Here is a 26,312-nt window from a genome sequence, read left to right on the forward strand (position 1 = left end):
GGATCTTGAGAGTGTTGCCGGACGGTGGATGGAACGGCCCCAGACACTGCCAACCCGTCCCCGCTCGGGCGAGCAGGGCTACAAATAAGTCAAATTGGATTTAGTTGTTTTCGGCGAGTTCGACGGTATCCATGACCTTCGTATTGCGTTCGACGGCGAAAACCGTGGTGCGTTGGCGGAGCCCGTCACGGGTTTCCGCGGTGATGGGCAGAACTTGCCGTTTGTCGGGGAAATCTAAGCGGACGGTGAAGGCACCGTCTTTCTGCAGTTTGACAGGGTGCCCCGAGACACTCACGGAGGCGGTGGGATCGGTTTTCCCAAACACGATCAGTTCGGCTTGCACATCCAATTGCAGTTTCGATTGACGCAGGAGCGAGGGGTCTCCGGTCATGCTGCCCGATTCGACCGCATGAGGCATTCGCCGTTGCAAACGATCTTCGAAAGCTTCCCGCAAGTCACCGCCGCCCGATTGGAGTCCTCCGCTGAGTGCGTAGATCCGCTCGTAGTCTTCGGCGATGTCCTGCCAGTGCTCATCGAGTCGCTCGCAATCTCCGGGAACGGGCGTTTCGACGATATTACTGCGGCAGAGACAGTGAAATTCACCGTTCCCCGCGAGATATCCGAGTGCCACCCGGTAGCGAGATGGTGGGTCCTGGACGTCGACGTACCAGGTACTAACCCCGCCATGGACCGCGATATCCCGCGAGACCGTTTCGGCGCGATTGCTGGAGACGTCCCCCACGGCGAGCAAACGCAATGTCGGTGTGGCCGAGTGCCACTGTTCGGCAAGCGCCGATTGGGCGCGTTGAACGCTCGCCCGGGTGACTTCCCAACTCGCCTGCAGCCAGTACGAATCTCGCACGAGCAGCGCGACGCGATCACGATGGGGTGCCGTGGTGCGGTGTCGCTCGGAACCGCCTGTCACCGCAGACCCACCGACGAGGGTATTGGTGGAGAGATCTTTGTGTTTTTGCATCAACTCGCGTCGGCGACGCATTTCGGCGCGAATCCGCAGCGTTTTCGCCGAGACTTTGGGTTCGTCCAACTCCGGCAGGGGGGCATCGTTGCGCGATGTGGGTTTGCGTGGTTTGCTACGCGACGTCGTGCTCGGGGACTTGGCGTTCATTGATTTTCGCGCAGGCGACGCGGTCGCTCGCGAGGATGATGGGGCGGCCGACGACTTGCTCGCCGTCAGTGACGCGGCCTTGCTCCCCGATGGTTTTTTAGCGGAGATGGCTTTCGAGCTGACCGTACTGGACCGTTTGGCGGTGGGACTGCTCGATTTTCGCTTAGCATTGACTGGGCTGGCCGTCCGCCGCGAGGTCGTCGACGCTGACGCTTCGCTTGTTTTTTCAGCAGCAGCTTGTCGTCGGAGACGCCGTTGCACCTTTTTGATCTCGCTGACCAAATCGTCTTTCCGCATCGAGTGCCACCCCGCCACCCCGTAATTTTTAGCCATCTCGGCCAGTTCACGGCGTGTTTGGGAGCTCAGGTCGGCGTTCGTGATCATGATGAATTCCTCGTCAATGCGACCTGAGACCGAACCCAGGGAACGTGCAAAAAAGGTGTGCAGAGCAGCCCATTGTCCGGGCATTCGGTCAAAAACCGGGATCGCCCCCAGAAACATGTCGTAACGGGAGAATTTGCTGCCCAAGTATTATGGCAAGGGACCACCCTGGGTTCTAGGGCTGGCTCGTTAAATTGTCCAAATCAGTCAAAAAAGATGCGGCGAAAGACGCTCTGCAACCGAGTTTCCGTCCAGGTCGGGTTAACATTGACACGTTGCCGTCTCCCCACATCGATAATATGGTCTGAACGATGGACTCGCCCCCCCCTCGCACCCCTGACGATGATTCAGCCGACACGTCCACCGAGCCCGCGCGGGCCACGGCAGGGCATGCTGACCATCATCTTACTTCCTCGCAGTCAGTAAGCGAGCGACAATCGCTGCTGAGACTGGCGTCGTCTGGTTTCGAACTCGCTACCTATTCGCTGCTTCTCGGCGGCGCGGGATACGCGGTCGATCATTGGCTGGCCCACGCCACACCGTATTTCGCGATCGCGGGAGTATTGCTGGGGTTCTCCCTCGGTTTCTATCGGCTGATCGTCATGGCAAGTAAGATAAGCTGAGCTCCATTCGTTCTTCTCTCCTCTCGGTTCTGAATCGCACATGTCTCACGGTAAACCTTCTAAAGCAGCTCCTGCTTCGGGTCGCGATATGTCCGCTGAAGCGGTCGCCTCCCGGCTCAAAAGTTCCCTGCTCCAGGAGAAGAGAGAACTCGAGGTCGACAAAATTTTTCGTGCCTTGGTCAAACTCGAAGGGTCTGACTTGCACATGAAGGTCGGCCAACCGCCCATGGTACGCGTCGGCGGGGAACTCAAACCGCTCAATCGCGGCCCGATCGAAGCCGAGGAGATGGTCCGTCTGCTGCTGCCGATGATGGACGAGCGCAACCTCATCATCTTTGAAGAGGAGGGCGGGGCTGACTTTTCGTACCAATGCGAAGTCGACGGCACACGCTGGCGGTTCCGAGTCAACATGCTCAAATCGCTCGGCAATATCGGCTTGGTGGCGCGGCGGATCAGCAACTTCATTCCCGATTTCCGCGGTTTGTTCCTGCCCGACTCGATTGAGAATTTATGTCACTATGAGCAAGGCATGGTATTGCTCGCGGGCGTGACGGGTTCGGGTAAAAGTACGACGATTGGTTCGATGCTCAACTACATCAACAGCATCTATCGCAAACACATTCTGACGCTCGAAGACCCGATCGAATTTATCTTTACGGAAGATAAGGCGCTGATCAATCAGCGTGAGATTGGCCAGGATGTGGTCGACTTTAGCGTCGGCATGAAACACGCCGTGCGGGAAGACCCCGACATCATCCTCGTCGGCGAGCTTCGCGATGAGGAGACGTTCATGACCGCCATCCATGCCGCTGAAACGGGTCACTTGGTGTTCGGAACCATTCACGCCGCCAGCGCCTCGACCTGCATCGGGCGGATTCTCGATTTGTTCCCCCAAGACATGCACCGGGCCATTCGCAGCGCGATCGCCTTTAACATGAAGGGCATCGTCGCGCAGAAACTACTCCGCAGCATCAAACCAGGCGTGTCCCGCGTGCCGACGTGCGAGGTAATGACATTCACGCCCATGATCCGTAAACTCGTGCTCGAAGGGCACGATAACAAACTGCCCGATGCGATTCGCATCGGTGCCGAAGACGGCATGCAGGATTTCACCATGAGTTTGAAACAAATGATCGATGACGACCTCATCGATCGACCGACCGCGTTCGCGGTTGCTCCGAACAAAGACGCATTGAAGATGTCACTCAAGGGCATCGACGTGAAAGCACCAGGGATTATTTAAGTGGCACAAGAACCCGACGAACTTCAGTTATGGCAAACCGTGGCTCCCGTGGAATTCGTTCCCAAAATCAAGGAGAGGAACGATGCTCAAGCTCTGCTGGTCACGACTCGGCAGGGCGCCGGATACATGGTCGCCGGCGGTCAGCTGGCGCACGCCATCGTCTCCCGAGCGACCCACATCCTCATGGATTTCTCGAAGAACGCATGCGCCATGCGGTACCAAGTCGATGGGACTTGGGAGCAATTGCCGCCGCTTGATCGAGAAACCGGCGACGCGATGCTGTACGCCATCAAACAACTCTGCCTGATGAACCCCGCCGACCGGCGTGGGGCGCAGAAAGGTGAGGTGGGTCTGAAAGTGGGCAAGGAAAAATATGCCTTCACGGTCCAGTCCCAAGGCGTGCCGACCGGCGAACGAGTGATCTGCCGGATCACCGCTGAAAAAGTCCCCTTTGAAAAACTCGCCGATCTCGGCATGCGAGATACCATGATTGAGCAGTTCAAGGAACAGCTCAATTCAAACGGCAACATCGTGATGATCACCGCCAAGAAAGGTGAAGGCGTCAGCACCGTGTGGTCCGTCGCGATCAGCTCGGCCGATCGTTTCATCCGGGACTTTCAATCCTTCGAACCAGAAGATTCGCCAGAACCCGAAATCATTAATGTCACGCCGAATTTTTTCGGTGGCGACACCGGCAAAACCGAATTCGAAGTCGTGCAACGGATGGTATTGCGCGAGCCTGATGTGCTGATGTTCCCCTTCCCGCCCGATCCCGAATCGCTCGAGACGGTCTTGGAGAAGGTCCAGGAGGAAGATCGGCAACTGATCTACCGCACCGCCGCCGACAGCGCGATGGGTGCCCTGCTTACGCTCATCGGACGCTATCCTGACTGTCGGTCGATGATCGCCGAAAACATTGGCTGCATCCTGCACCAGCGACTGGTACGCCGGCTATGTGACACCTGCAAGGTCGCCTTCGAACCGCCGCCGAAACTGCTTTCGCAACTCGGTATCCCGGCGGGCCGCGTGTCCGTTTTGTACCAACCCTTTAAGGCGCCACCGATCGAACAGCAAGTCGATGAGAACGGTCGTCCCGACCCGATCATCCCCTGTCATGTCTGTGGCGGACGAGGATACTACGGACGCGTCGGTGTGTTTGAAATGCTCCGCCCAGGTCCCAAGTTGCATGAGGCACTTGCCAAGACCAATGATGCTGGCCAACTCGCGGCAATCGCGAAATCCGAAGGGCATCGCGGGATACAATCCGAAGCCGTGATGGCCGTCGCCCGTGGTCTGACCAGCCTCGATGAACTCAAACGAGTGTTTTCAGGTAAATAGACGTAGCGACAACAATCTTGCCTTTTTAGGGAATTTGCCGCCAACGTCCAATTCAGACGGCACCCGCGGTTTGCGGTTTTTATAAATAGTGTGAGCTATGCGGATTCATAAGCAGAACTCGACGGAAACCTACGAAGGACACCGCGAAGTCTTCAATCGCATCAACAGCGAATTCGGCAACCGCATGTGGCTCGATGATCTCGATCGGCTCATTGCCTATCCCGATGGCGTTTCACTACTGCGTGGCGATGGCACCGCCGCTTGGTTCCGGACAACGCCCGCCGGCTTCGACTCGCCTCCAGCAGCTTTTCAGAGTTGGAACAGAATCTGGATGGGTCCTACACGCTGCACCGCCGCTGGGGAGATCGTGACGAATTCGATGCCGATGGCTTGCTTACTGCGAATGTGGATCGTTATGGCAACGATACGACGTTCCTATATACTGACGCCGATAGCGACAGTGTCGTCGACGAACTGTCAAAAAAGACCGATCCCTTCGGGCGTGAGACTGATTACCAATACACAAGCGGCCTGCTCAACAGCGTCACTGATCATGCGGGCCGCGTCACCACCTACGCGTACGACACGAACCACTACCTCACGTCGATTACTCGTCCGGATTCCGATGGAGCTGGTCCGTTAGCCGCCCCAGTCACCACCTTCGAGCACGATTCGGCTGGGCGAGTTACCAAGCAAACTGATGCTGCCGGACGTGAGATCGACTACACCCACAATGCGGCTGGCCGCGTGTCGAGCATCACGCAGGATGGTCAAACCCTGTCAATCGTCGCACGCCGTGTGCAGGGATTCGTCGACGTGTCCTTGACCGGCTATGACTCGGCGCACAAGGCGGACGTATCTTACCTGCTGGCTCAACCCGTCGCCGTGGTCACAGACCAATTGGGCAACGAAACCACCACTGAGCTGGATCGCTATGGCTACGCCACCGACAAGACTGACGCCGAGGGAAATCAGTCCAGCTTCGAACGCAATGAACGCGGTCAGATCATGCAGGCCACCGGCCCAGATCCCGATGGCGCCGGACCCCTACCCGCCCCAGTAACTTCATTCGAATACGATACTGCAGGCAACGCCACTCAAATCACTTACCCCGATGGCGGCATCGAAACTCGCACGTACGACGCTCTCTGGAATCAACTCACCAGCCAGACCGACCCGCTCGGTCGCCAGACGCTCTACACGCTCGATTCGCTCACCGGCGATATTTTAGAAATTCGCCATGTCGTCGGTGTCGACGATCGCACATCGAGTGAATCTGACGACTCCGTCACCAGCTTCACCTACACCGCGATCGGCGGCGTCCTGCCCGGCGGGCTGCCGCTGAGCCAAACCGATCCGCTCGGTCACACCACACAGTACACCTACCAAACCAACCCCAGTGCAGTCGACTTTGGCGAGATCACCGCGATTACCATTGCCGCTGGAACGGCAGTCGCTGCCACGACGACCTTCACTCACGACGCCGCTGGCAACGTGACGTCGCAGACTGACCCGCTGGGACGCACGATCACGTACACCTTCGACAATCTTGATCGAAAAATTCAAACGACGTTCCCAGATCCTGATGGCGCGGGACCGCTGACCTCGCCAGTCATCACGTTCGACTATGACCCCACCGACAATCTGATTCGGCAAACAGACCCGCTGAGTCGGGATACCGAATACACCTACGACGGGCGCGGGAATCTCATCACGGTGACACGTCCTGATCAAGACGGAGACAGCAACCTGACGACCACGACGTTCACCTATGACGCCACCGGTCGAATCGCCACGCAAACCGATGCCCTCGGCGGCGTGACGGCGTTTGGATACGACAAAGACGGTCGGGTGACGACACTCACGGAGCCCGATCCTGACGGGGTTGGGCCACTGGCGTCACCGGTCTGGAGTTATGACTACGACGCTCGGGGATTGCTGGCAAGCGAAACCGATCCGCTTGGAAACGTTACCAGCTATCAGTACGACGCAGCCGGACGACCGACGACCACGACCTACCCGGATCCTGATGGAGCCGGACCTCTGGCCAGCCCACAGTTTGAAACCGCCTACGACTTGGCGGGGCAACCGGTTAGCCAAACCGACGCACTCGGCCGCTTGACCGGATTTTCTTACGACACCCTCGGTCGATTGGACACGATCACGCTCCCCGACCCGGATGGCCTCGGTCCGCTGACCGCTCCCGTACTCACTCGCGAGTACGATATCGCAGGCAACCTGCTATCGGAAACCGACCCACTCGGTGGCGTAACCCACTATAGCCTCGATGCTCAAAATCGAGTGACGTCGATAACCCAGCCTGATCCCGATGCCGCGGGCCCGCTGGCAGCTCCCGTCACCAGCTACGTCTACGACACCGCCGGACAGCAAACCAGCACCACCGACCCGCTCGGTCGGGCAACCAGCTTTACCTATAACTTGCTCGGTCAACTCACTCAGCGAACCCTACCCGATCCCGACGGTGCTGGCCCTGGAACCTCACCGTTCACCCAGTTTCAGTACGACGCGGCCGGTAACCTAACGGAGACAACCGATGCGCTGAGTCGCCAAACCACCTACGCCTACAACTCGCTCAACTGGCGGACCGGCATCACCGATGCCGCTGGCAAAACGACGACACTGACCTACGACGACAACGGAAACCAAACTTCGCTCACCGATCCCGAGGGCAATACGACCACGTGGGTTTACGATGCGTTGAATCGAGTAATCCTCGATACCAACGAGCTCAGTGACTCACGCAGCTTTGTCTATGACGCCAACGGCAACCTGACTGCGCATACTGATCGCAACGGTCGCGTGATCGAGTTTGAGTACGATCATCTCAACCAGATGAATGAGGAAAGTTGGTATGTGGGCGGCGTTCTGCAAGAGACCCGCGACTTTCGGTATGACGCCATGGGCAACCTCACTAGCGTCAACAGCGACGAAGCGGTGTACGCGTTCGCTTACGACAACCTTGATCGACGCACGCAAACGATCCGCGACTACGTCACGCTGACCGCAATGCCAAGCGTCACCACGAACAGTGTTTATGACTCCAACAATCGCCGTACGAAGCTGGCCACCACGATCGGGACCACGGACGATTTTGTCACAGACTTCATATATGACGATCTCAGCCGCATGACCGGTATTGAGCAACACGGTGTCAGCGGTGGCAACGCTGTCGCGAACAAACGCATTGACCTCGCCTACAACGCCGCAGGTCAGTTCGAAACGATCAGCCGTTACGCGAATTTAGCGGGCACTCAGTCGGTCGCCACGACGGACTATCTATACGACAACACCGGACGGCTCAGCGATCTCACCCACTCCCAGGGTTCCACCACGCTGGCCGGCTACGGCTATTCGTACGATGCAGCCAGCCAACTGTCGCAAATCGATTCGGTGACCGACGGCACCACGACCTTCACACAAGACCTCACCGGTCAACTCACCGCCGCCGACCACGCCTCCCAAACCGACGAGTCGTATACTTACGACGACAACGGGAACCGCACTGGCAGCGGCACATCGACCGGCGATGACAATCAACTGATGTCCGATGGCACGTACAATTACCAGTACGACGCCGAAGGCAACCGGATCAAAAAAACTAGCATCGCCACCGGCGAAATTACCGACTACACCTGGGATCACCACAATAACCTAGTCGAGGTTGTCGAGAAAAATGCGTCGGCCGTGACCATCAAAACCGTCCAATACGGCTACGACGCCTTCGATCACAAGATCTGGAAGAAGGTCATCACTGGCAGCGGGACACAAACGGAAGTCTACGTCTATGATGGTCTGCGTCAGGAACAATCGGGTGCCGACGACGCGATGATCCTCCGCTTCGATGGCAGTGGCAATGTCACCAACCGTTACCTACATGGACCCGCAGTCGACCAGATCCTGGCCGACGAGCACGTCACCAGCACGTCCAGCCCCGGCGACGTATTCTGGGCTTTGACCGACCACCTCGGCAGCGTCCGCGACGTGGCTGAGTACGACGCGGTCACCGGTATCACGTCGATCGCCAACCACATCGTCTACGACAGTTTCGGCAACCGCACCAGCGAAACCAACGCCGCCATCGACTCGCTCTTCGGCTTCACCGGCCGCGAGTGGGACGAGGATATTGATATGCAGTATAACCGCGCCCGCTGGTACGACCCAGCCACGGGCCGTTGGCTGAGCAATGACCCTATTGGGTTTGCTGCGGGGGATGCGAACTTATATCGGTATGTGGCAAATCAGCCGACTGCGTTGACCGATCCGAGTGGTTTGAAACCGGGCGAAGACGCGGAAGCCAAAAAGGTCAGGGAAGAGGTCGATAAAATACAAAAACAAATAAATGCCAACAATGAGCAATTGAAGAAAGAGAGGAATCTAAAAGATCGCAAAGTAATCCAAAAACAGAACGACGAACTTAGACGGCAGAAAAAGGAATTGACCGCCGCGGAACGACTTCGTACGAAAAAGAAGAACAATGAAGGAACAACGGATGGTGGGAAACGGAATGGACAAAAACCCAGGAGTATTCACCTCCCACCAGTAATACCTCTCGATGAATGGATTGACGATGGATTAGAATGCATCAAAGGTGGATTAGACTCCATCAACGACTGGTGGAACGAGCCACCGCGTCTCCCAGTTATTGGTCCAATCCCCGACTTTCGCGGGCAACCATATGCTTGAGATAATCCGTACATTTTTTTGGCCTGCGTCTAGGGGATTGCCTTCCGTATGGAACTTAGGTTTCTCTCCCCAAGTGAGGCGTTTTCGGCTCACCTTCCCTTACATGCGATTGCCCATTTAGCTTAACGCAAGTCATGTCAGTCAAATGCTAAGTGTTTAGGTAAATGCACGCAAAATACGAAGGATTACAATGGGTTCGGGTCGAGATTACAAAGCGCATAGTTGCGTTATTCGAAATGATCGAAAACGACTACGTAGGATGATTCGCAAGCACCCGGAACTTTGCGAGTCGTCGACAGCCTGGATCGTTGCCGCCTCAGTGTTAAACAATCCTGGCATGCTACCATGGCTGTTTAGTCTTGGGGTCTTGCCCGACTCTCGATTATCTGCTGGCGGCGACACCCCGCTGATGCTTGCTGTTGCCTATGGAGACCTATCTGTTATCCGCGTTTTGCTCAAATATGGAGCAGATCCAACGGCGAAAGGTGCCAACGGTGACACTGCGATATCTCGAGCGACGGATTGCGGCCAGAACGAGGTGCTGTCACTGCTTAAGGAGCAGACGCGAGAAATTTAAGGTGGAGAGTACGAAATCCATCCCATGGGTCGTGGCTGAATGCCGCGTATTTTAGCTGTAGTCCTTAATGCCGCTGACCATCGTGTCGCCAACCGAATTGCTGTCGTAGTTTTTGTTGAATTGCGACTGTGTGGATTCGGGCTCATGATGGTAGTTTTGCCGGAGAGCGTCCAAATGGGTCAGCTGATACCGACCGAATTACGGTCGCACTTTTTGCCGAACTGTGACTGTAGGGATTTGAGGTGCGAAATGGCTCTTTTTCCGAATTGCTGAGAATTCTGGAGAGCATCTTTGGGGCAATGCGATCGCCGCCCTCTGAAAAACTATGTCGACCCGGCAGACTATGGCATCGCCTTAGCCGCGATCCTCGACGAAGTTCGCCCACACCTGGCAGGCAAAACCAACGCCGAAGTCGGTGAACTTGCTGGGATGAGCCCCGTAGTTGTCGTTTAACTGTTGACGCGGTCCCTATCAGCATCCCTGGGAGCCGTTGCCGCGTTGGCCGATGCCGCCGGCGGTCGCCTCGTGGTGAAGTGTTACCGACCGAATTGCGGTCGCACTTTTTGCCGAATTGTGACTGTAGGGATTTGAAGCCCGAAATGGTCCTTTTGCCGAATTGTTGAGAATTCTGGAGAGCGTGTTTCGGGGCTGTGCGATAGGAGCGACCGAGTCGAGGCTCGAACCTGTTGTGCTCGAACCTGTTGTGCTCGGAGCCGTGTGTGCTCAGCGCATTAAAAAAGTGCGATCGCTTGGGCAAAGCGGTCGCACTGATTGAAAGAACTTTGGCTGGGGGCCGATGCGATTGACTGATTAGGCCGAAGACTTTCTTTGGCCGAGGTCGCTTTGGTATTGCACAAGCCAGTTGCTCAGGATGTCGACCGCCGGCAAGAAGTCGTGGCCCTGCGTCATCATCAGATCGATGTTGTTGTAGTTCTGGCCGCAGCTAAAACAATGAGCGAGATTGTTCTTCGGGTTCACGGTCGCTCGAAGTTCTTTGCACGATGGGCATTGGAAACGGAAGTAGCCGTCGCTTTGTTTCGCTATCGGACCGTGCTGGCCGAGCCGAACGATCGTCAGTTTCATCGGTAGATCGTTGCGGATCGCGCGGAGTAAGTCGTTCGTCATCTTCATAACAGAAGCCTGGAGTTAGAGGGAGGGGAGGGAGCATTTTTGGGTCTTAAAAATCTGTTAGGTCGACTTCGTTTTGCCAGTGCGGTTGAAGCAACACGCGATTGACCAAGTCGATATCGATCGTCGTTCCAGCGGCGGCTCGGACCGCTTCGAGCATCGACGCTAAGCACAGGTTGCGGCACTTGCGCAACACTCCATCGGCAGAGCGGATAATCAACTCCGTTGCTCCAGCAGTGAACGTGCTGTGCGCTAGACCGATCGAATCGAGTTCACGTTCGATAAACTGTTACCGACCGAATTGCGGTCGCACTTTTTGCCGAATTGTGACTGTAGGGATTTGAAGCCCGAAATGGTCCTTTTGCCGAATTGTTGAGAATTCTGGAGAGCGTGTTTCGGGGCTGTGCGATAGGAGCGACCGAGTCGAGGCTCGAACCTGTTGTGCTCGAACCTGTTGTGCTCGAACCTGTTGTGCTCGGAGCCGTGTGTGCTCGGAGCCGTGTGTGCTCAGCGCATTAAAAAAGTGCGATCGCTTGGGCAAAGCGGTCGCACTGATTGAAAGAGCTTTGGCTGGGGGCCGATGCGATTGACTGATTAGGCCGAAGACTTTCTTTGGCCGAGGTCGCTTTGGTATTGCACAAGCCAGTTGCTCAGGATGTCGACCGCCGGCAAGAAGTCGTGGCCCTGCGTCATCATCAGATCGATGTTGTTGTAGTTCTGGCCGCAGCTAAAACAATGAGCGAGATTGTTCTTCGGGTTCACGGTCGCTCGAAGTTCTTTGCACGATGGGCATTGGAAACGGAAGTAGCCGTCGCTTTGTTTCGCTATCGGACCGTGCTGGCCGAGCCGAACGATCGTCAGTTTCATCGGTAGATCGTTGCGGATCGCGCGGAGTAAGTCGTTCGTCATCTTCATAACAGAAGCCTGGAGTTAGAGGGAGGGGAGGGAGCATTTTTGGGTCTTAAAAATCTGTTAGGTCGACTTCGTTTTGCCAGTGCGGTTGAAGCAACACGCGATTGACCAAGTCGATATCGATCGTCGTTCCAGCGGCGGCTCGGACCGCTTCGAGCATCGACGCTAAGCACAGGTTGCGGCACTTGCGCAACACTCCATCGGCAGAGCGGATAATCAACTCCGTTGCTCCAGCAGTGAACGTGCTGTGCGCTAGACCGATCGAATCGAGTTCACGTTCGATAAACGCGCGCATCACATCGTCGTGCAACCGCTTGGTGATCACCGAATACGTCACCCGGCTTTTCAAATCCAGGTTGACCGCCAAGTCCAGATCGGCGAGCAACTCCGGCTGGCCGACCAGAATCAGGTTGTGATTCTTCGGGAAATCTTCCAAGAGGAGTCGTAGTCGGCGAAGGTTATCCATCGCCATCAGATGGGCATCGTCGATCACCGTGACGAGCATCTTGCCACTGCGATTGAGGCTGAAGGCTTGCTGGATCAGCTTGCGTTCGCACTTGAACGCCGAGCTTTCAAACTCAATCCGAAACGCTTCACAGAGGATTTTTACTGTATTGGTATAGGTGTGCAGTGTGCGTGCAACCGTGGCGACCAAGTACTCTTTCTCGGGAAGTCGTTTGAGCGATTCTTTGATCACGGATTTGCCGGTGCCGGGTCTGCCGACGACCAGACATAGGCCGCCTTGTTGGCTGTGGACTCGGAGCGTGTCATGGATTTCCTGCTGATGTTGTAGTAGTTGGATGTCGCGTAGCGCGAAGGGATTTTCGGACAAGCCGAAGTAAGAACGGATCATGGTGAGGTGGACTTTTGGAAAAAGAAGGAGTTGGATCACGGTGGATTGGCTGCCGGGCATTTATGAGTCTTTATGGCGTTTCATGCCGTTGGCGACGGCATCGAGCAACCGGGCCTTGCCGATGCGTCGATCGTTTTCGTAGACGACGACCACACCTTGGTGATGTCGCTCATGCCGCAGCGTGACCTTCTTGCCACGCAAGTCGATCGGAGTTTCGTAACGCTCGCCTTGGAAGCTGAACGTGTTGTCCTTTTTGACACTGCGAGTCGCCTCGGCGTAGAACAACTCGTCGGTATCCTCCGATGGCGAGAGAAATCGGATCCGAGAAAGATCCACACCAAAGCGATCAATCGGCTTCATACCGAGGGTCGTGTGTACAGTGGCGTTGTAGTCGTGTTCGACCCAGTGAGTGAACTGTTTGTTGAGAGCGTCGATCGAGGAGAGGTCGAGTTTGCGGATTAGAAATTGATCACGCACGCGACGAAAGAAGCGTTCGATTTTCCCTTTCGCGGCGGCGTCTCGAACGGCGGTGTGACGAAGGATGCAGCCCACGCGGGCGCAGATCAGCGTGATCTCTTGGCTGCAGTAGATCGAGCCGTTGTCAACGTATAGCTGTTCGGGCAAGCCTCGTTTGTAGAAGGCCGAGCGAAGCGCCTTGATCATCGAATCGGTGTTCTCTTCGAAGAAGAATTCGCCATGACAGAGCACACGACTGGCGTCATCGATCAGGCCAATCAGCTTGGCTTGCCGGCCACCGATGTGCGGTCCGAACATGGTATCGGCCTGCCAAAGTTGGTTGGCGTACTGCATGCTGAAGGCGAGTCGGCGTCGATTTTCGCCTGGATCGTCCTTGAGTAATTCGTACTCACGGACGAAGCGGCAGAACGTGGTCAGAGCGATCTGGCTAGCGTGCAGGAGTCCCTTTTCAATGCAGAACCGATAGACGGCTGACTTGGTGGGCGTCCTCTTGTGCCCCGTTTTCGCAGATACAAAGTGCGGCAGCGCGGTGTTGATCGCTTCGAGAACTTCTTCGGGCGTGACCTTGCGTGGCTTGCCTTTGTCGGCTCGCGGTGAAGCATTCATGCCGGTGATGCCGTCGTTTTTGTAGCGGTAGTACCACGTTTGGATGGTCCGCCAGGTGAACTGGTGTGGGTCTCCTTGGTCGTCCAGGAACGTCATCGCCGCGACGTTGTGGATTCTCTCGTGACGTGTTTTTCCGGGGGCGACTTCGATCGCTCCGAGGACTTTCATTTTGACGTAGATCGATGGTCGTTTCATGGACCGCTCCGCTGGTTTTTGACTTTTGATTGAACGAAATCGATTCATGAAATCGATTCGCAGGCGAGTCTAAGTGCGGTCGGCGGTGGATCTATCGTCGGGTTGTGTTGTCGAGCAGAAAAAAGAATTTCGCAAGCGTGAGCTACGATGGCAAATCGACCATCCGAGGCAGACGATGCTGGCCAGGATCGACAGGTTGCCGTGTGATCACGGACCGAATCGGCCTGCTGAGGTGCGGCCGCAGCGTGTCAGATGAAGAAGGTCTGCAGTGTGAGCTGGAAGGCGGCGATGGGATTGAGCGTGTGGCCAGCGAAGGCTTTGATCAGATGAGCGAGTGTGCTCTCAGCGGGCGTGTTGCTGGGCTGTGAGCTATCGATTTTTGGCGGCAGGCACATGGTCGACAGTGCGGTCCGAATCGCGGATTGTGCATCTTGCAATCGTTTCCAAATTCGATAGGGTGCCGAATCGCTCATGCTGCTATTGAGCTTTTTGAATGCCTTGCGTTTGTTGCCGGTCGCGGCGGCCTGGTTGAGGAATGCCCAGAGTTGCTCTGCACTGAGAAAGAGTCGTTTGACTTTGTCAGCAATCCACACGCTGAAGGTGCGTCCACATCCGGCGGCTTGATTTCGGTTGCTACAGAAGACCCTTCGTGCCCGGATAGATTTGTGGCGGAAGTTGTTCTCGTCGTATCCGCGCAAGGACCCATGGCGATTGAGCGCGCCGACTTTCTTGCAGTGGGGGCACTGGGTGAGCTTGAGCTCCAGCAGGAACTCATCACGTTCTGCTTGAGAGCGGAAGATTCTGGCTCGCACGGGCGCTGGCTTTTGAACTTGAAGTAGAAAAGTCCAGCAGGATAGTTGGTCGAGTCAGGGATTCGAATGATCGCGAACCGACTGCCTGAAAAGTGAGTCGGGGGGCGAGGGGAGAGGCGGGGTACGATTTAGTTGAAGGGGGCGGGTTGCGAGGCGCGGGGGGCAAGGCTCTGGTCTGCGGGCGGCGGGCTGCTGCCTACCGAATTACCGGTGTAAGAACAGTCCGTGACTACGACAACAATTCGGCAGGAAAAGACCGTAAAATGCGATCAGAGCGAGGTCGGTAACACCAAACTTCGCTCACCGATCCCGAGGGCAATACGACCACGTGGGTTTACGATGCGTTGAATCGAGTGATCCTCGACACCAACGAACTCAACGACTCACGCAGCTTTGCATACGACGCCAACAGCAACCTGACCACACGCACTGACCGCAACGGTCGCGAAATCCAGTACGGCTATGATCATCTCAACCAGATGAATGAAGAAAGTTGGTATACTGGCGGCGTTTTGCAAGAAACCCGAGACTTCCGGTATGATGCCATGGGGAATCTCACCAGCGTCAACAGCGACGAAGCGGTCTACAGTTTCGCGTACGACAACCTCGATCGCCGCACGCAAACCATCCGCGACTACCTCACGCTGACCGCCATGCCGGGCGTCACCACGAACAGTGTTTATGATTCCAACAACCGCCGCAGCCAGCTCTCCGCCACAATCGGCTCGACCGACGACTTCGTCACCGATTTCGATTACGACTCGCTCAACCGGATGACCGGGATCGAGCAACACGGCGTCAGCGGTGGTAATGCTGTCGCTAGCAAACGCATTGACCTCGTCTACAATGCGGTGGGTCAATTCGACACGATCAGCCGTTATGCGAATTTAGCGGGCACTCAATCGGTGGCCACAACGGGTTATCAATACGACAACACCGGACGGCTCAGCGATCTCACCCTCACGCAGGGTGCCACCACGCTGGCCGGCTACGAATACTCGTACGATGCCGCCAGCCAGCTGTCTCAAATCGATTCGCAGACCGACGGCACAACGACCTACACCCAAGACCTCACCGGTCAACTCACCGCCGCCGACCACGCCGCCCAAGCCGACGAGTCGTATACTTACGACGACAACGGGAACCGCACCGGCAGCGGCACCTCAACCGGCGACGACAACCAACTGCTCTCCGACGGCACGCACAATTATCTGTACGACGCCGAAGGCAATCGGATCAAAAAGACCAACATCGCCACCGGCGAAACCACCGACTACATCTGGGATCACCACAATAACCTGATCGAAGTCGTCGAGAAAAACGGCTCCGCCGTGACCACTAAGACGGTCCAATACGGCTATGACGCCTTCGACCACAAAATCTGGAAGAAGGTCATCACTGGCAGCGGGACGCAAACGGAAGTCTACGTCTATGACGGCCTCCGCGGGGAGCAGTCCGGCTCCGGTGACGCGATGATTCTCCGCTTCGATGGCAGTGGCGACGTCACCAACCGCTACCTGCACGGCCCCGCCGTCGATCAAATCCTCGCCGACGAGCAAGTCACCAGCCCAACCACGCCCGGCGACGTCTTCTGGCCATTGACTGATCACCTCGGCAGCGTCCGCGACGTTGCCGAGTACGACGCAGTTACCGGCATTACATCCATCGCCAACCACATCGTCTACGACAGTTTCGGCAACCGCATCAGCGAAACCAACGCCGCCATCGACTCACTCTTCGGTTACACAGGGCGAGAGTGGGACGACGATGTCGATCTGCAGTACAACCGCGCCCGCTGGTACGACCCAGCCACGGGCCGTTGGCTGAGCAATGACCCCGTCGGCTTCGCTGCGGGTGATCCGAACTTGTATCGGTATGTGGGGAATCAGCCTACGACGTTGACTGATCCGTCAGGCATGTCGCCACCCGTGCTTCCGACATTATTTGGAGTCCCATGGGCGCCCCCACAACCACCTCAGCCACCTCCACGTCCCCCTGGACATGCAGAAATAACCCTTGCGGATGGAACTGTGGTTGTGGCGCAGTCGGGAGCTGAGCTGGTTGAAGCTCTGGAGTCGCTGGAAGATGGGGAAGAGCTGATTGACATATCAATAAGCGGCCATGCAGGAACTGGGGGAGGAAATCTACCCCACATAGATATCGGAAGTAGCGGTCAAATGGTAATTGTTTCTGGCGGGGCTGTTGTAGTTTCTCACGGCAACGGAAGCACCGACGCAGTTACCGATATTACGCAACAATTAATAGACCACACAGGCCCACGGACAAATATTGAACTCGACGGATGCAGGACAGCCGTCCTAGCAGAACGGCTAGATGAAGCGATCGGAGGCGATCCCACGATTCAAGGACATCCTGGGCCAGTTTTTGATCTTCCTTACAACGAAGTTCTACCTTTCTGGCCCCCACGCTATTATTGACTTTGGATATTTTAACTTGTCCAGCCATCGTGATCCCGATTTATTTGGTGCGAAAACGTAAATGAAACTGGCAGTTCGACTAGTGATTCTCGCAGTAACATTGGTGTTTGTGGTGTTTCTGGCATCCAATATGATGGTATCTAAAGGACCAGCGGCGGAAGAACGTATGCGCAGAGCACTCGATGTGCAGCGTCGCTACAATCTCTCCAGAGAGCGTCAACTGGAAAAAGCCAAGGCAGCACGTCCAGAGAAAGAAATCTAATGGGCCATGGGCGAAGAAAAGGGTCAGAGTAAGTGTTACCGACCGAATTACGGTCGTAGTTTTTGCTGAATTGTGACTGTAGGGATTTGGAGCTTCAGATGGTGCGTTTGCCGAATTGCTGAGTATTTTGGAGAGTCCGTTTGTGGGTTGTGCGATGGGAGCGACCGAGTCGAGCCTCGACCCTGGCGAGCTCCCATGGTGAGTGCTCAGCGCATTGGCTCTTCCGCCAAATCGGTGGGTAAAAAGCGATAGAAAGCAGAGGGCTGACGGCGACTCGGGAGTGCAGAGAACGCACACGCTCACCAACGGGAAGAAGAAAAGGTGTCCGGTACGAATGGCATTGTCTACGCTTTTTACGAGCATTTCGGCGGACCCGTAGGATCCTAAAGCGTGTCAGACGCCGTTCACTCGAAGTGCCCCGCGATATTGGTTCCTGTCAGGCGCACTCAATGGTTGCTCCTGGCTTTCTTTGTCTTTGGCGGTAGCATTTCGCGGTTTCCTGGCGACAGCGGCGCAGCAGCGAACTCAGCGCCTCGCAATCGCCAGCGATGCGAACTCTGAGCGCAACAAACTGTCTCGATTACCCGGCTCGTGATAACGCACCGATCATCGCATGGAATACACTGCGGGGCACCGTCATGAGTTTGATCGTTTTGGGACGTCGCTTGTTCTCTCGTGGCTCGATGCGATCGGGACGCTGCCCCACAATGGCGCACACACCTTGCTTTTGGGACGCAGTCGCCATCGGTTTACTCACGCCCACGCATGCACAAAGTAGCTGTTACCGACCGAATTGCGGTCGCACTTTTTGCCGAATTGTGACTGTAGGGATTTGAAGCCCGAAATGGTCCTTTTGCCGAATTGTTGAGAATTCTGGAGAGCGTGTTTCGGGGCTGTGCGATAGGAGCGACCGAGTCGAGGCTCGAACCTGTTGTGCTCGAACCTGTTGTGCTCGAACCTGTTGTGCTCGGAGCCGTGTGTGCTCGGAGCCGTGTGTGCTCAGCGCATTAAAAAAGTGCGATCGCTTGGGCAAAGCGGTCGCACTGATTGAAAGAGCTTTGGCTGGGGGCCGATGCGATTGACTGATTAGGCCGAAGACTTTCTTTGGCCGAGGTCGCTTTGGTATTGCACAAGCCAGTTGCTCAGGATGTCGACCGCCGGCAAGAAGTCGTGGCCCTGCGTCATCATCAGATCGATGTTGTTGTAGTTCTGGCCGCAGCTAAAACAATGAGCGAGATTGTTCTTCGGGTTCACGGTCGCTCGAAGTTCTTTGCACGATGGGCATTGGAAACGGAAGTAGCCGTCGCTTTGTTTCGCTATCGGACCGTGCTGGCCGAGCCGAACGATCGTCAGTTTCATCGGTAGATCGTTGCGGATCGCGCGGAGTAAGTCGTTCGTCATCTTCATAACAGAAGCCTGGAGTTAGAGGGAGGGGAGGGAGCATTTTTGGGTCTTAAAAATCTGTTAGGTCGACTTCGTTTTGCCAGTGCGGTTGAAGCAACACGCGATTGACCAAGTCGATATCGATCGTCGTTCCAGCGGCGGCTCGGACCGCTTCGAGCATCGACGCTAAGCACAGGTTGCGGCACTTGCGCAACACTCCATCGGCAGAGCGGATAATCAACTCCGTTGCTCCAGCAGTGAACGTGCTGTGCGCTAGACCGATCGAATCGAGTTCACGTTCGATAAACGCGCGCATCACATCGTCGTGCAACCGCTTGGTGATCACCGAATACGTCACCCGGCTTTTCAAATCCAGGTTGACCGCCAAGTCCAGATCGGCGAGCAACTCCGGCTGGCCGACCAGAATCAGGTTGTGATTCTTCGGGAAATCTTCCAAGAGGAGTCGTAGTCGGCGAAGGTTATCCATCGCCATCAGATGGGCATCGTCGATCACCGTGACGAGCATCTTGCCACTGCGATTGAGGCTGAAGGCTTGCTGGATCAGCTTGCGTTCGCACTTGAACGCCGAGCTTTCAAACTCAATCCGAAACGCTTCACAGAGGATTTTTACTGTATTGGTATAGGTGTGCAGTGTGCGTGCAACCGTGGCGACCAAGTACTCTTTCTCGGGAAGTCGTTTGAGCGATTCTTTGATCACGGATTTGCCGGTGCCGGGTCTGCCGACGACCAGACATAGGCCGCCTTGTTGGCTGTGGACTCGGAGCGTGTCATGGATTTCCTGCTGATGTTGTAGTAGTTGGATGTCGCGTAGCGCGAAGGGATTTTCGGACAAGCCGAAGTAAGAACGGATCATGGTGAGGTGGACTTTTGGAAAAAGAAGGAGTTGGATCACGGTGGATTGGCTGCCGGGCATTTATGAGTCTTTATGGCGTTTCATGCCGTTGGCGACGGCATCGAGCAACCGGGCCTTGCCGATGCGTCGATCGTTTTCGTAGACGACGACCACACCTTGGTGATGTCGCTCATGCCGCAGCGTGACCTTCTTGCCACGCAAGTCGATCGGAGTTTCGTAACGCTCGCCTTGGAAGCTGAACGTGTTGTCCTTTTTGACACTGCGAGTCGCCTCGGCGTAGAACAACTCGTCGGTATCCTCCGATGGCGAGAGAAATCGGATCCGAGAAAGATCCACACCAAAGCGATCAATCGGCTTCATACCGAGGGTCGTGTGTACAGTGGCGTTGTAGTCGTGTTCGACCCAGTGAGTGAACTGTTTGTTGAGAGCGTCGATCGAGGAGAGGTCGAGTTTGCGGATTAGAAATTGATCACGCACGCGACGAAAGAAGCGTTCGATTTTCCCTTTCGCGGCGGCGTCTCGAACGGCGGTGTGACGAAGGATGCAGCCCACGCGGGCGCAGATCAGCGTGATCTCTTGGCTGCAGTAGATCGAGCCGTTGTCAACGTATAGCTGTTCGGGCAAGCCTCGTTTGTAGAAGGCCGAGCGAAGCGCCTTGATCATCGAATCGGTGTTCTCTTCGAAGAAGAATTCGCCATGACAGAGCACACGACTGGCGTCATCGATCAGGCCAATCAGCTTGGCTTGCCGGCCACCGATGTGCGGTCCGAACATGGTATCGGCCTGCCAAAGTTGGTTGGCGTACTGCATGCTGAAGGCGAGTCGGCGTCGATTTTCGCCTGGATCGTCCTTGAGTAATTCGTACTCACGGACGAAGCGGCAGAACGTGGTCAGAGCGATCTGGCTAGCGTGCAGGAGTCCCTTTTCAATGCAGAACCGATAGACGGCTGACTTGGTGGGCGTCCTCTTGTGCCCCGTTTTCGCAGATACAAAGTGCGGCAGCGCGGTGTTGATCGCTTCGAGAACTTCTTCGGGCGTGACCTTGCGTGGCTTGCCTTTGTCGGCTCGCGGTGAAGCATTCATGCCGGTGATGCCGTCGTTTTTGTAGCGGTAGTACCACGTTTGGATGGTCCGCCAGGTGAACTGGTGTGGGTCTCCTTGGTCGTCCAGGAACGTCATCGCCGCGACGTTGTGGATTCTCTCGTGACGTGTTTTTCCGGGGGCGACTTCGATCGCTCCGAGGACTTTCATTTTGACGTAGATCGATGGTCGTTTCATGGACCGCTCCGCTGGTTTTTGACTTTTGATTGAACGAAATCGATTCATGAAATCGATTCGCAGGCGAGTCTAAGTGCGGTCGGCGGTGGATCTATCGTCGGGTTGTGTTGTCGAGCAGAAAAAAGAATTTCGCAAGCGTGAGCTACGATGGCAAATCGACCATCCGAGGCAGACGATGCTGGCCAGGATCGACAGGTTGCCGTGTGATCACGGACCGAATCGGCCTGCTGAGGTGCGGCCGCAGCGTGTCAGATGAAGAAGGTCTGCAGTGTGAGCTGGAAGGCGGCGATGGGATTGAGCGTGTGGCCAGCGAAGGCTTTGATCAGATGAGCGAGTGTGCTCTCAGCGGGCGTGTTGCTGGGCTGTGAGCTATCGATTTTTGGCGGCAGGCACATGGTCGACAGTGCGGTCCGAATCGCGGATTGTGCATCTTGCAATCGTTTCCAAATTCGATAGGGTGCCGAATCGCTCATGCTGCTATTGAGCTTTTTGAATGCCTTGCGTTTGTTGCCGGTCGCGGCGGCCTGGTTGAGGAATGCCCAGAGTTGCTCTGCACTGAGAAAGAGTCGTTTGACTTTGTCAGCAATCCACACGCTGAAGGTGCGTCCACATCCGGCGGCTTGATTTCGGTTGCTACAGAAGACCCTTCGTGCCCGGATAGATTTGTGGCGGAAGTTGTTCTCGTCGTATCCGCGCAAGGACCCATGGCGATTGAGCGCGCCGACTTTCTTGCAGTGGGGGCACTGGGTGAGCTTGAGCTCCAGCAGGAACTCATCACGTTCTGCTTGAGAGCGGAAGATTCTGGCTCGCACGGGCGCTGGCTTTTGAACTTGAAGTAGAAAAGTCCAGCAGGATAGTTGGTCGAGTCAGGGATTCGAATGATCGCGAACCGACTGCCTGAAAAGTGAGTCGGGGGGCGAGGGGAGAGGCGGGGTACGATTTAGTTGAAGGGGGCGGGTTGCGAGGCGCGGGGGGCAAGGCTCTGGTCTGCGGGCGGCGGGCTGCTGCCTACCGAATTACCGGTGTAAGAACAGTCCGTGACTACGACAACAATTCGGCAGGAAAAGACCGTAAAATGCGATCAGAGCGAGGTCGGTAACAAGTAGCCAGTTCGTCGAAAGGAGTTGGTAGCTTTCTGTAAAGCTCAAACTTCGCGTGTCTCGATTGGCAGCGAAGCCGCTCTGTAACATTTTGAATCTTACAAAGTTGTGGGCTAAAAGACCTGTCCACAATTCACGCTCGATACCTTCCGGTGTTTGGCTCCGTAAGTGCTCTAAATTCAGCGTGCATTTGATTGATCGAATATCCGGTTCGATCTGCCATCGTCCTTCGTAGAGTGCGCCAATCCAACTCGCGTTGGCGGATTCATGTTCGAGTATTGTCGTGGCTACCGTGAAGCCTTCGCAGCGAGCACCGGGAACTGCCGGAGCAACATCAACAAGTCGTATCGGTAACGCCTCAGGGATTTTTCGATACTCACGCTTGCCCATCCACTTCGGCCGCTTCGGACGGTCCCATACGACGATGCGTTCACTCTCGTTGAGTGCCTGCGCACCTTCCGGATGATCTTCGCGTTTGTGGTGATTTTTCATGACAACTTCGACGCCCATCATTGCACACATCGCGACAAGCCAGTACGTGCAGTAGTAACAGTCAGCAGTCAGGACATCGCCCGCACGCAAGGAACCTTTTATTTGACGAAGCAGAGCAGTTTCGCCGGTTTCCTTTCCACTGTACGGTGCCATTGCCAAATCGCTCAGTAAACCGGTTGTCATTGAAATGAGCGTGACGCAACGTAGAATGGGAAACCCAAGCCCTTCCTCCTGGACCGGATTTTGAGGATATTTCTTTTGATTCTCCGGCGTGTCGGGGGCATCGACTGTGAACCCATCAACACTGATAAAACGTCCCTTGATGGCCATCGACCGGATGCCCGCAATCACCCTCGGACTCATCTGGTCTTCGCACTGATCTGCTTCAAGAGGAACTCCAAGATCATCAAAAGCATTCGTTGCAAGCTCAGCTCGCGAGGCGAGTCTACACGCTAGCTTCTTGATCGCACTGACTGGAATCTTCTGCTTAGCTCGACAGTAGTTGCCAGCGTTCTGCGCAACGACTCGTCCTTCAACTTGCGCATAAAGCGAGACGACTCGCCCAGCAGCAGCCTTCACAGATCGCCCCGTTCCACTGAAGAGGAACTGAGAGATCATCGCCCACAACGTGATCGCAGGCGTGAACACATCTTCGTAGGCATTTCCAAACTCGATTTCTTCTTCGCTAAAAACATCTTTGACGAACGAGTCATCGATGATTTCGGTCAACGGCAACGCCGTCGACTGAATCATTGATCGCTTGAAAATACTGAAGCAATCCTTCGAGTCAACTGATAGAATGGACATGACCCTTCCTTGGTCGATTTCCTGAAAGTCCCCAACCAAGGAAGGTCACGTCATCGCCAAATTATATCGGCCGATCGGGTCACGCCAATCTCAATATTCATTTATCGGTGACAATCCGTTGAAACTTCGAATCGCGAAGGAACGCGATTTTTGGTGCTGCGCGGTGGTCGACCTCCGCTGAGCAAAAGTACTCGAAAACCGCGTAGACAATGCCATTCGTACCTGACACCTTAGTTCCTAATCCGGTTGTTTCGGCTGGATGCCGCCAGTCTGGATAGATCGCTGAACGACGGCGACAAGGATGTTGCCGCATGACGAAGACCGGTGGCAGGATGCGGCGAGAATGCCGTCCATCACTGGGATCAATCCCGCGCCAGCTCCGCCAGACCCTCATCCATGCTCACGCGCGGCTCATAGCCGAGTCGCTGCTTGGCCGCGGTGATGTCGAAGTAGTGGTCCTTGGCCAGCTGCGCCGCGACGAAACGTGTCATGGGCGGCTCGTGGCTGATCCGCAGCGTTTTGTAAATTCCTTCGCAGGCCGCACCGATCGAGTAAGCGGACCGGTACGAGATATGACGCGTCGGCGGTGGCGCACCGCTGGTCTCGCACAGCCGGGCGATCCACGGCCAACACAAGACCGGCTCGTCTTGAGCGATGAAATAGGAACGTCCCGCTGCCGACTCCGGCGTGGCGTCTAACGCGTCGACGGCGCAGACGTGTGCCAACGCCGCATTGCTGACGTGGACCGTATCGATCCGATTTTGACCATCGCCAATGATTCGCAGTTTTCCCGCCCGAGCGCGATCGAGTAGCCGCGGCAACAGGTGCGGGTCACCCTGGCCCCAAATCAAGTGTGGTCGTAACGAAAGGGTGCGCATCGCTCCGGGAGCGTCCGCCGCAATCACTTCTTGCTCGGCGATCGCTTTGGTATGGGGATAGTGACAGAGCCAGTGACTCGGATAGCCCACCGTTTCATCGATGCCACTTTGATGGCCGCCCGCAAACGTCACACTCGGGCTGCTCGTATAGACACACTTCATTACCCCGGAGTCTTGGCATGCCGCGAGTACGTTTCGTGTGGCGAGCACATTGTTGTCGAAGAAGTGCTTCCACGAACCCCACACACCCGCGACGGCAGCGGTGTGGATCACAACATCCACGTCGGCGATCGTGCGGTGGACGTATGGGGCATCGGTCAAGTCGCCGCGGTGGTGCTGCATCCCCAAACGCACCAGTTGCGGTGTCTCTCGTCTGGAGAGCCCGACGACTTCGTCACCGCGCTGAAGTAGTTGACGGACAATCTCACCGCCTAAAAAACCGCTGCATCCGGTCACTAAAATTCGCATCATGGGGCGCCGTTATTCCGCCGTCTCGGCCAGGGGCGCGGCAACCGGCACCGGATCGGGCGCGGTGACTGAATCGGGCGTCGCCACCGGATCGGCATCTGCCTGTCTGGGATATTTTTGGAACACCCGATACAGGATCCCCAAGGCGACGAGCAATAAAAACGAACCGAACAGGAACGGTGCTCCGGCAAACGGTGCTCCGTTGTACCGGATCGAGGTGTCCTCATGGGTGAAATACCGAAACAGGCCCGCCGTAAAAATCAACGGCGCGAGAATATTCGTGAGGCTGATCAGTGAGGTCAGGGCCCCCTGCACGCGGCCCTGTTCGCTAGGATCAACCGTGCTGGTGACAAGACTCTGTATCGCGGGTCCCGATAAACCGGCGAGCGAACCGAAGACGATGATACAGGGGATCATCCAGCCAGCGGTCGCCAGTCCATAACACAGGAACGCGACGCTCGAAACACTGATCGCTATCATCAGCGTGCGGCGTTCACCAAAGCGGCGGATGACCGGTCGCACCATCCCGCCTTGCACGATCACCGCCATGATGCCAACGAGCGACAGCGCCAAACCGTTGGTGACCTCACCCCATCCGAAGCGAAATCCCATCGACAGCACCCACACATTCTCCAAACCACGCTGGGCGAGTGAACTGAACACAAACGCCGCCGCCAACCCCAGCACCATCGGGTACGCCCGCAGCCGAGTGATTGTCCCGAACGGGTTCATACTACTTAGCGTGATCGTCGTGCTACGTTTTTCTGGCGGCAATGACTCCGGCAGGATGAAATAGCCGTAGAGCCAATTGACGAGCGACAACCCAGCGGCCACGAAAAAGGGTAGTCGCAGCGAGATGCCACCCAAAAGACCGCCTAGGGCTGGACCGATAATGAAGCCCAAACCAAACATCATCCCCACCAAACCAAAATTGCGGGCCCGATTCTCGTCGTTGGAGATGTCGGCGATGTACGCGTTGCTCGTCGAAAAACTGGCGCCCATCACGCCGGCGATAAAACGGCCCACAAACAGCCAACCCACCGACGTCGCCAAGCCGGTGATGATGAAGTCCAAACCGAGCCCGAATAGCGACCCCAGAATGATGGGGCGACGGCCAAATCGGTCCGACAGCGCCCCCAGCACCGGGGCGCAGAAAAACTGCATCATGGAATAGGTTGCCGCAATGATCCCGACGTACCATCCCGCCGCTGACTCTTCGCCACCAACGAACGCTTTGACCAACTCGGGCAGGACCGGGATGATAATCCCGATCGCCAAAATGTCGATCAACAGCGTCAACAGAATGAATGCCATCGCGGCAGGTCGTCGTGGAGGCGCAGTCGCGGTCAAACCGAAG

22 protein-coding genes and 1 pseudogene are annotated in these 26,312 nt (G+C 56.1%); 8 read left to right on the plus strand and 15 right to left on the minus strand.

The window, feature by feature from the left end; all coding sequences use genetic code 11:
* Positions 1 to 100 precede the first annotated feature (100 nt).
* Positions 101 to 1,510 carry a DUF4912 domain-containing protein gene (locus SH410x_RS28765; protein WP_473673120.1) on the minus strand — a complete coding sequence of 470 codons (1,410 nt, stop codon included), beginning with the start codon at positions 1,508 to 1,510 and terminating at the stop codon, positions 101 to 103.
* A gap of 308 nt (positions 1,511 to 1,818) precedes the next feature.
* On the opposite strand from SH410x_RS28765, the gene SH410x_RS28770 reads away from it, so the two are divergent.
* The 5 genes from SH410x_RS28770 to SH410x_RS28790 all read left to right on the plus strand — a co-directional run bounded on the left by SH410x_RS28770 (position 1,819) and on the right by SH410x_RS28790 (position 9,992).
* Positions 1,819 to 2,130, plus strand: a complete 312-nt coding sequence (locus SH410x_RS28770; RefSeq protein WP_473673122.1) for an AtpZ/AtpI family protein — start codon at positions 1,819 to 1,821, stop codon at positions 2,128 to 2,130.
* Between the two features lie 88 nt (positions 2,131 to 2,218).
* Positions 2,219 to 3,373, plus strand: coding sequence for a type IV pilus twitching motility protein PilT (locus SH410x_RS28775; protein WP_473673124.1), 1,155 nt, complete (start codon positions 2,219 to 2,221; stop codon positions 3,371 to 3,373).
* Complete coding sequence (locus SH410x_RS28780) at positions 3,374 to 4,711, plus strand: ATPase, T2SS/T4P/T4SS family (RefSeq protein ID WP_473673127.1); 1,338 nt, start codon at positions 3,374 to 3,376, stop codon at positions 4,709 to 4,711.
* A 315-nt stretch (positions 4,712 to 5,026) separates the two neighbouring features.
* Positions 5,027 to 9,415, plus strand: coding sequence for an RHS repeat-associated core domain-containing protein (locus SH410x_RS28785; RefSeq protein WP_473673129.1), 4,389 nt, complete (start codon positions 5,027 to 5,029; stop codon positions 9,413 to 9,415).
* A gap of 190 nt (positions 9,416 to 9,605) precedes the next feature.
* Positions 9,606 to 9,992, plus strand: coding sequence for an ankyrin repeat domain-containing protein (locus SH410x_RS28790; protein ID WP_473673131.1), 387 nt, complete (start codon positions 9,606 to 9,608; stop codon positions 9,990 to 9,992).
* An 810-nt stretch (positions 9,993 to 10,802) separates the two neighbouring features.
* On the opposite strand, the gene SH410x_RS28795 is transcribed toward SH410x_RS28790, so the two are convergent.
* The 6 genes from SH410x_RS28795 to SH410x_RS28820 all read right to left on the minus strand — a co-directional run bounded on the left by SH410x_RS28795 (position 10,803) and on the right by SH410x_RS28820 (position 14,975).
* Entirely contained in the window at positions 10,803 to 11,123 is a 321-nt protein-coding gene (locus SH410x_RS28795; RefSeq protein WP_473670643.1) for a hypothetical protein, read from the minus strand.
* 46 nt (positions 11,124 to 11,169) lie between these two features.
* Positions 11,170 to 11,340 (minus strand): hypothetical protein, encoded by a 171-nt coding sequence (locus SH410x_RS28800; RefSeq protein ID WP_186775120.1) that lies wholly within the window; start codon positions 11,338 to 11,340, stop codon positions 11,170 to 11,172.
* Positions 11,341 to 11,714: 374 nt separating this feature from the next.
* Positions 11,715 to 12,035: a hypothetical protein gene (locus SH410x_RS28805; protein WP_473670643.1), complete on the minus strand. Its 321-nt coding sequence runs from the start codon at positions 12,033 to 12,035 to the stop codon at positions 11,715 to 11,717.
* A gap of 46 nt (positions 12,036 to 12,081) precedes the next feature.
* A complete protein-coding gene (locus SH410x_RS28810; RefSeq protein ID WP_473670642.1) occupies positions 12,082 to 12,885 on the minus strand; it encodes an AAA family ATPase in 804 nt (267 codons plus the stop codon).
* A gap of 60 nt (positions 12,886 to 12,945) precedes the next feature.
* Entirely contained in the window at positions 12,946 to 14,163 is a 1,218-nt protein-coding gene (locus SH410x_RS28815) for a DDE-type integrase/transposase/recombinase (protein WP_473670640.1), read from the minus strand.
* 248 nt (positions 14,164 to 14,411) lie between these two features.
* Positions 14,412 to 14,975 carry a hypothetical protein gene (locus SH410x_RS28820; protein ID WP_473670638.1) on the minus strand — a complete coding sequence of 188 codons (564 nt, stop codon included), beginning with the start codon at positions 14,973 to 14,975 and terminating at the stop codon, positions 14,412 to 14,414.
* A gap of 320 nt (positions 14,976 to 15,295) precedes the next feature.
* On the opposite strand from SH410x_RS28820, the pseudogene SH410x_RS28825 reads away from it, so the two are divergent.
* The 3 genes and pseudogenes from SH410x_RS28825 to SH410x_RS28835 all read left to right on the plus strand — a co-directional run.
* Positions 15,296 to 16,378, plus strand: a pseudogene (locus tag SH410x_RS28825) (hypothetical protein); the annotation flags it as partial.
* 69 nt (positions 16,379 to 16,447) lie between these two features.
* Positions 16,448 to 17,413 carry an RHS repeat-associated core domain-containing protein gene (locus SH410x_RS28830; RefSeq protein ID WP_473677430.1) on the plus strand — a complete coding sequence of 322 codons (966 nt, stop codon included), beginning with the start codon at positions 16,448 to 16,450 and terminating at the stop codon, positions 17,411 to 17,413.
* Between the two features lie 61 nt (positions 17,414 to 17,474).
* Positions 17,475 to 17,675 carry a hypothetical protein gene (locus SH410x_RS28835; protein ID WP_473673133.1) on the plus strand — a complete coding sequence of 67 codons (201 nt, stop codon included), beginning with the start codon at positions 17,475 to 17,477 and terminating at the stop codon, positions 17,673 to 17,675.
* A gap of 580 nt (positions 17,676 to 18,255) precedes the next feature.
* Here the strand turns inward: SH410x_RS28835 and SH410x_RS28840 are convergent.
* From SH410x_RS28840 to SH410x_RS28875, 8 genes are all read right to left on the minus strand, one after another.
* The gene (locus tag SH410x_RS28840) at positions 18,256 to 18,420 is read right to left on the minus strand and encodes a hypothetical protein (RefSeq protein ID WP_473673135.1); all 165 of its coding nucleotides are present in this window, start codon (positions 18,418 to 18,420) and stop codon (positions 18,256 to 18,258) included.
* A 341-nt stretch (positions 18,421 to 18,761) separates the two neighbouring features.
* Positions 18,762 to 19,082, minus strand: a complete 321-nt coding sequence (locus SH410x_RS28845; protein WP_473670643.1) for a hypothetical protein — start codon at positions 19,080 to 19,082, stop codon at positions 18,762 to 18,764.
* Positions 19,083 to 19,128: 46 nt separating this feature from the next.
* On the minus strand, positions 19,129 to 19,932 hold the full coding sequence (locus SH410x_RS28850) for an AAA family ATPase (protein WP_473670642.1): 804 nt from the start codon (positions 19,930 to 19,932) through the stop codon (positions 19,129 to 19,131).
* Positions 19,933 to 19,992: 60 nt separating this feature from the next.
* Complete coding sequence (locus tag SH410x_RS28855; protein WP_473670640.1) at positions 19,993 to 21,210, minus strand: DDE-type integrase/transposase/recombinase; 1,218 nt, start codon at positions 21,208 to 21,210, stop codon at positions 19,993 to 19,995.
* Positions 21,211 to 21,458: 248 nt separating this feature from the next.
* Positions 21,459 to 22,022, minus strand: coding sequence for a hypothetical protein (locus SH410x_RS28860; RefSeq protein WP_473670638.1), 564 nt, complete (start codon positions 22,020 to 22,022; stop codon positions 21,459 to 21,461).
* A 204-nt stretch (positions 22,023 to 22,226) separates the two neighbouring features.
* Positions 22,227 to 23,609: an IS4 family transposase gene (locus SH410x_RS28865; RefSeq protein ID WP_473673137.1), complete on the minus strand. Its 1,383-nt coding sequence runs from the start codon at positions 23,607 to 23,609 to the stop codon at positions 22,227 to 22,229.
* Between the two features lie 362 nt (positions 23,610 to 23,971).
* Positions 23,972 to 24,955, minus strand: coding sequence for an NAD-dependent epimerase/dehydratase family protein (locus SH410x_RS28870; RefSeq protein WP_473677431.1), 984 nt, complete (start codon positions 24,953 to 24,955; stop codon positions 23,972 to 23,974).
* Between the two features lie 12 nt (positions 24,956 to 24,967).
* On the minus strand, positions 24,968 to 26,269 hold the full coding sequence (locus SH410x_RS28875) for a TCR/Tet family MFS transporter (RefSeq protein WP_473673139.1): 1,302 nt from the start codon (positions 26,267 to 26,269) through the stop codon (positions 24,968 to 24,970).
* Positions 26,270 to 26,312: the final 43 nt, after the last annotated feature.

The organism is Rhodopirellula sp. SH410, assembly GCF_055811895.1.

What these genes read in the sequence shown, in the direction of transcription:
- SH410x_RS28765 (WP_473673120.1), bottom strand. Translation starts at nt 1,510, where the DNA reads ATGATCACGAACGCCGACCTGAGCTCCCAAACACGCCGTGAACTGGCC.
- SH410x_RS28770 (WP_473673122.1), top strand. Translation starts at nt 1,819, where the DNA reads ATGGACTCGCCCCCCCCTCGCACCCCTGACGATGATTCAGCCGACACG.
- SH410x_RS28775 (WP_473673124.1), top strand. Translation starts at nt 2,219, where the DNA reads ATGTCCGCTGAAGCGGTCGCCTCCCGGCTCAAAAGTTCCCTGCTCCAG.
- SH410x_RS28790 (WP_473673131.1), top strand. Translation starts at nt 9,606, where the DNA reads ATGGGTTCGGGTCGAGATTACAAAGCGCATAGTTGCGTTATTCGAAAT.
- SH410x_RS28795 (WP_473670643.1), bottom strand. Translation starts at nt 11,123, where the DNA reads ATGAAGATGACGAACGACTTACTCCGCGCGATCCGCAACGATCTACCG.
- SH410x_RS28805 (WP_473670643.1), bottom strand. Translation starts at nt 12,035, where the DNA reads ATGAAGATGACGAACGACTTACTCCGCGCGATCCGCAACGATCTACCG.
- SH410x_RS28810 (WP_473670642.1), bottom strand. Translation starts at nt 12,885, where the DNA reads ATGATCCGTTCTTACTTCGGCTTGTCCGAAAATCCCTTCGCGCTACGC.
- SH410x_RS28815 (WP_473670640.1), bottom strand. Translation starts at nt 14,163, where the DNA reads ATGAAACGACCATCGATCTACGTCAAAATGAAAGTCCTCGGAGCGATC.
- SH410x_RS28830 (WP_473677430.1), top strand. Translation starts at nt 16,448, where the DNA reads ATGATTCTCCGCTTCGATGGCAGTGGCGACGTCACCAACCGCTACCTG.
- SH410x_RS28835 (WP_473673133.1), top strand. Translation starts at nt 17,475, where the DNA reads ATGAAACTGGCAGTTCGACTAGTGATTCTCGCAGTAACATTGGTGTTT.
- SH410x_RS28840 (WP_473673135.1), bottom strand. Translation starts at nt 18,420, where the DNA reads ATGGCGACTGCGTCCCAAAAGCAAGGTGTGTGCGCCATTGTGGGGCAG.
- SH410x_RS28845 (WP_473670643.1), bottom strand. Translation starts at nt 19,082, where the DNA reads ATGAAGATGACGAACGACTTACTCCGCGCGATCCGCAACGATCTACCG.
- SH410x_RS28850 (WP_473670642.1), bottom strand. Translation starts at nt 19,932, where the DNA reads ATGATCCGTTCTTACTTCGGCTTGTCCGAAAATCCCTTCGCGCTACGC.
- SH410x_RS28855 (WP_473670640.1), bottom strand. Translation starts at nt 21,210, where the DNA reads ATGAAACGACCATCGATCTACGTCAAAATGAAAGTCCTCGGAGCGATC.
- SH410x_RS28865 (WP_473673137.1), bottom strand. Translation starts at nt 23,609, where the DNA reads ATGTCCATTCTATCAGTTGACTCGAAGGATTGCTTCAGTATTTTCAAG.
- SH410x_RS28870 (WP_473677431.1), bottom strand. Translation starts at nt 24,955, where the DNA reads ATGCGAATTTTAGTGACCGGATGCAGCGGTTTTTTAGGCGGTGAGATT.
- SH410x_RS28875 (WP_473673139.1), bottom strand. Translation starts at nt 26,269, where the DNA reads ATGGCATTCATTCTGTTGACGCTGTTGATCGACATTTTGGCGATCGGG.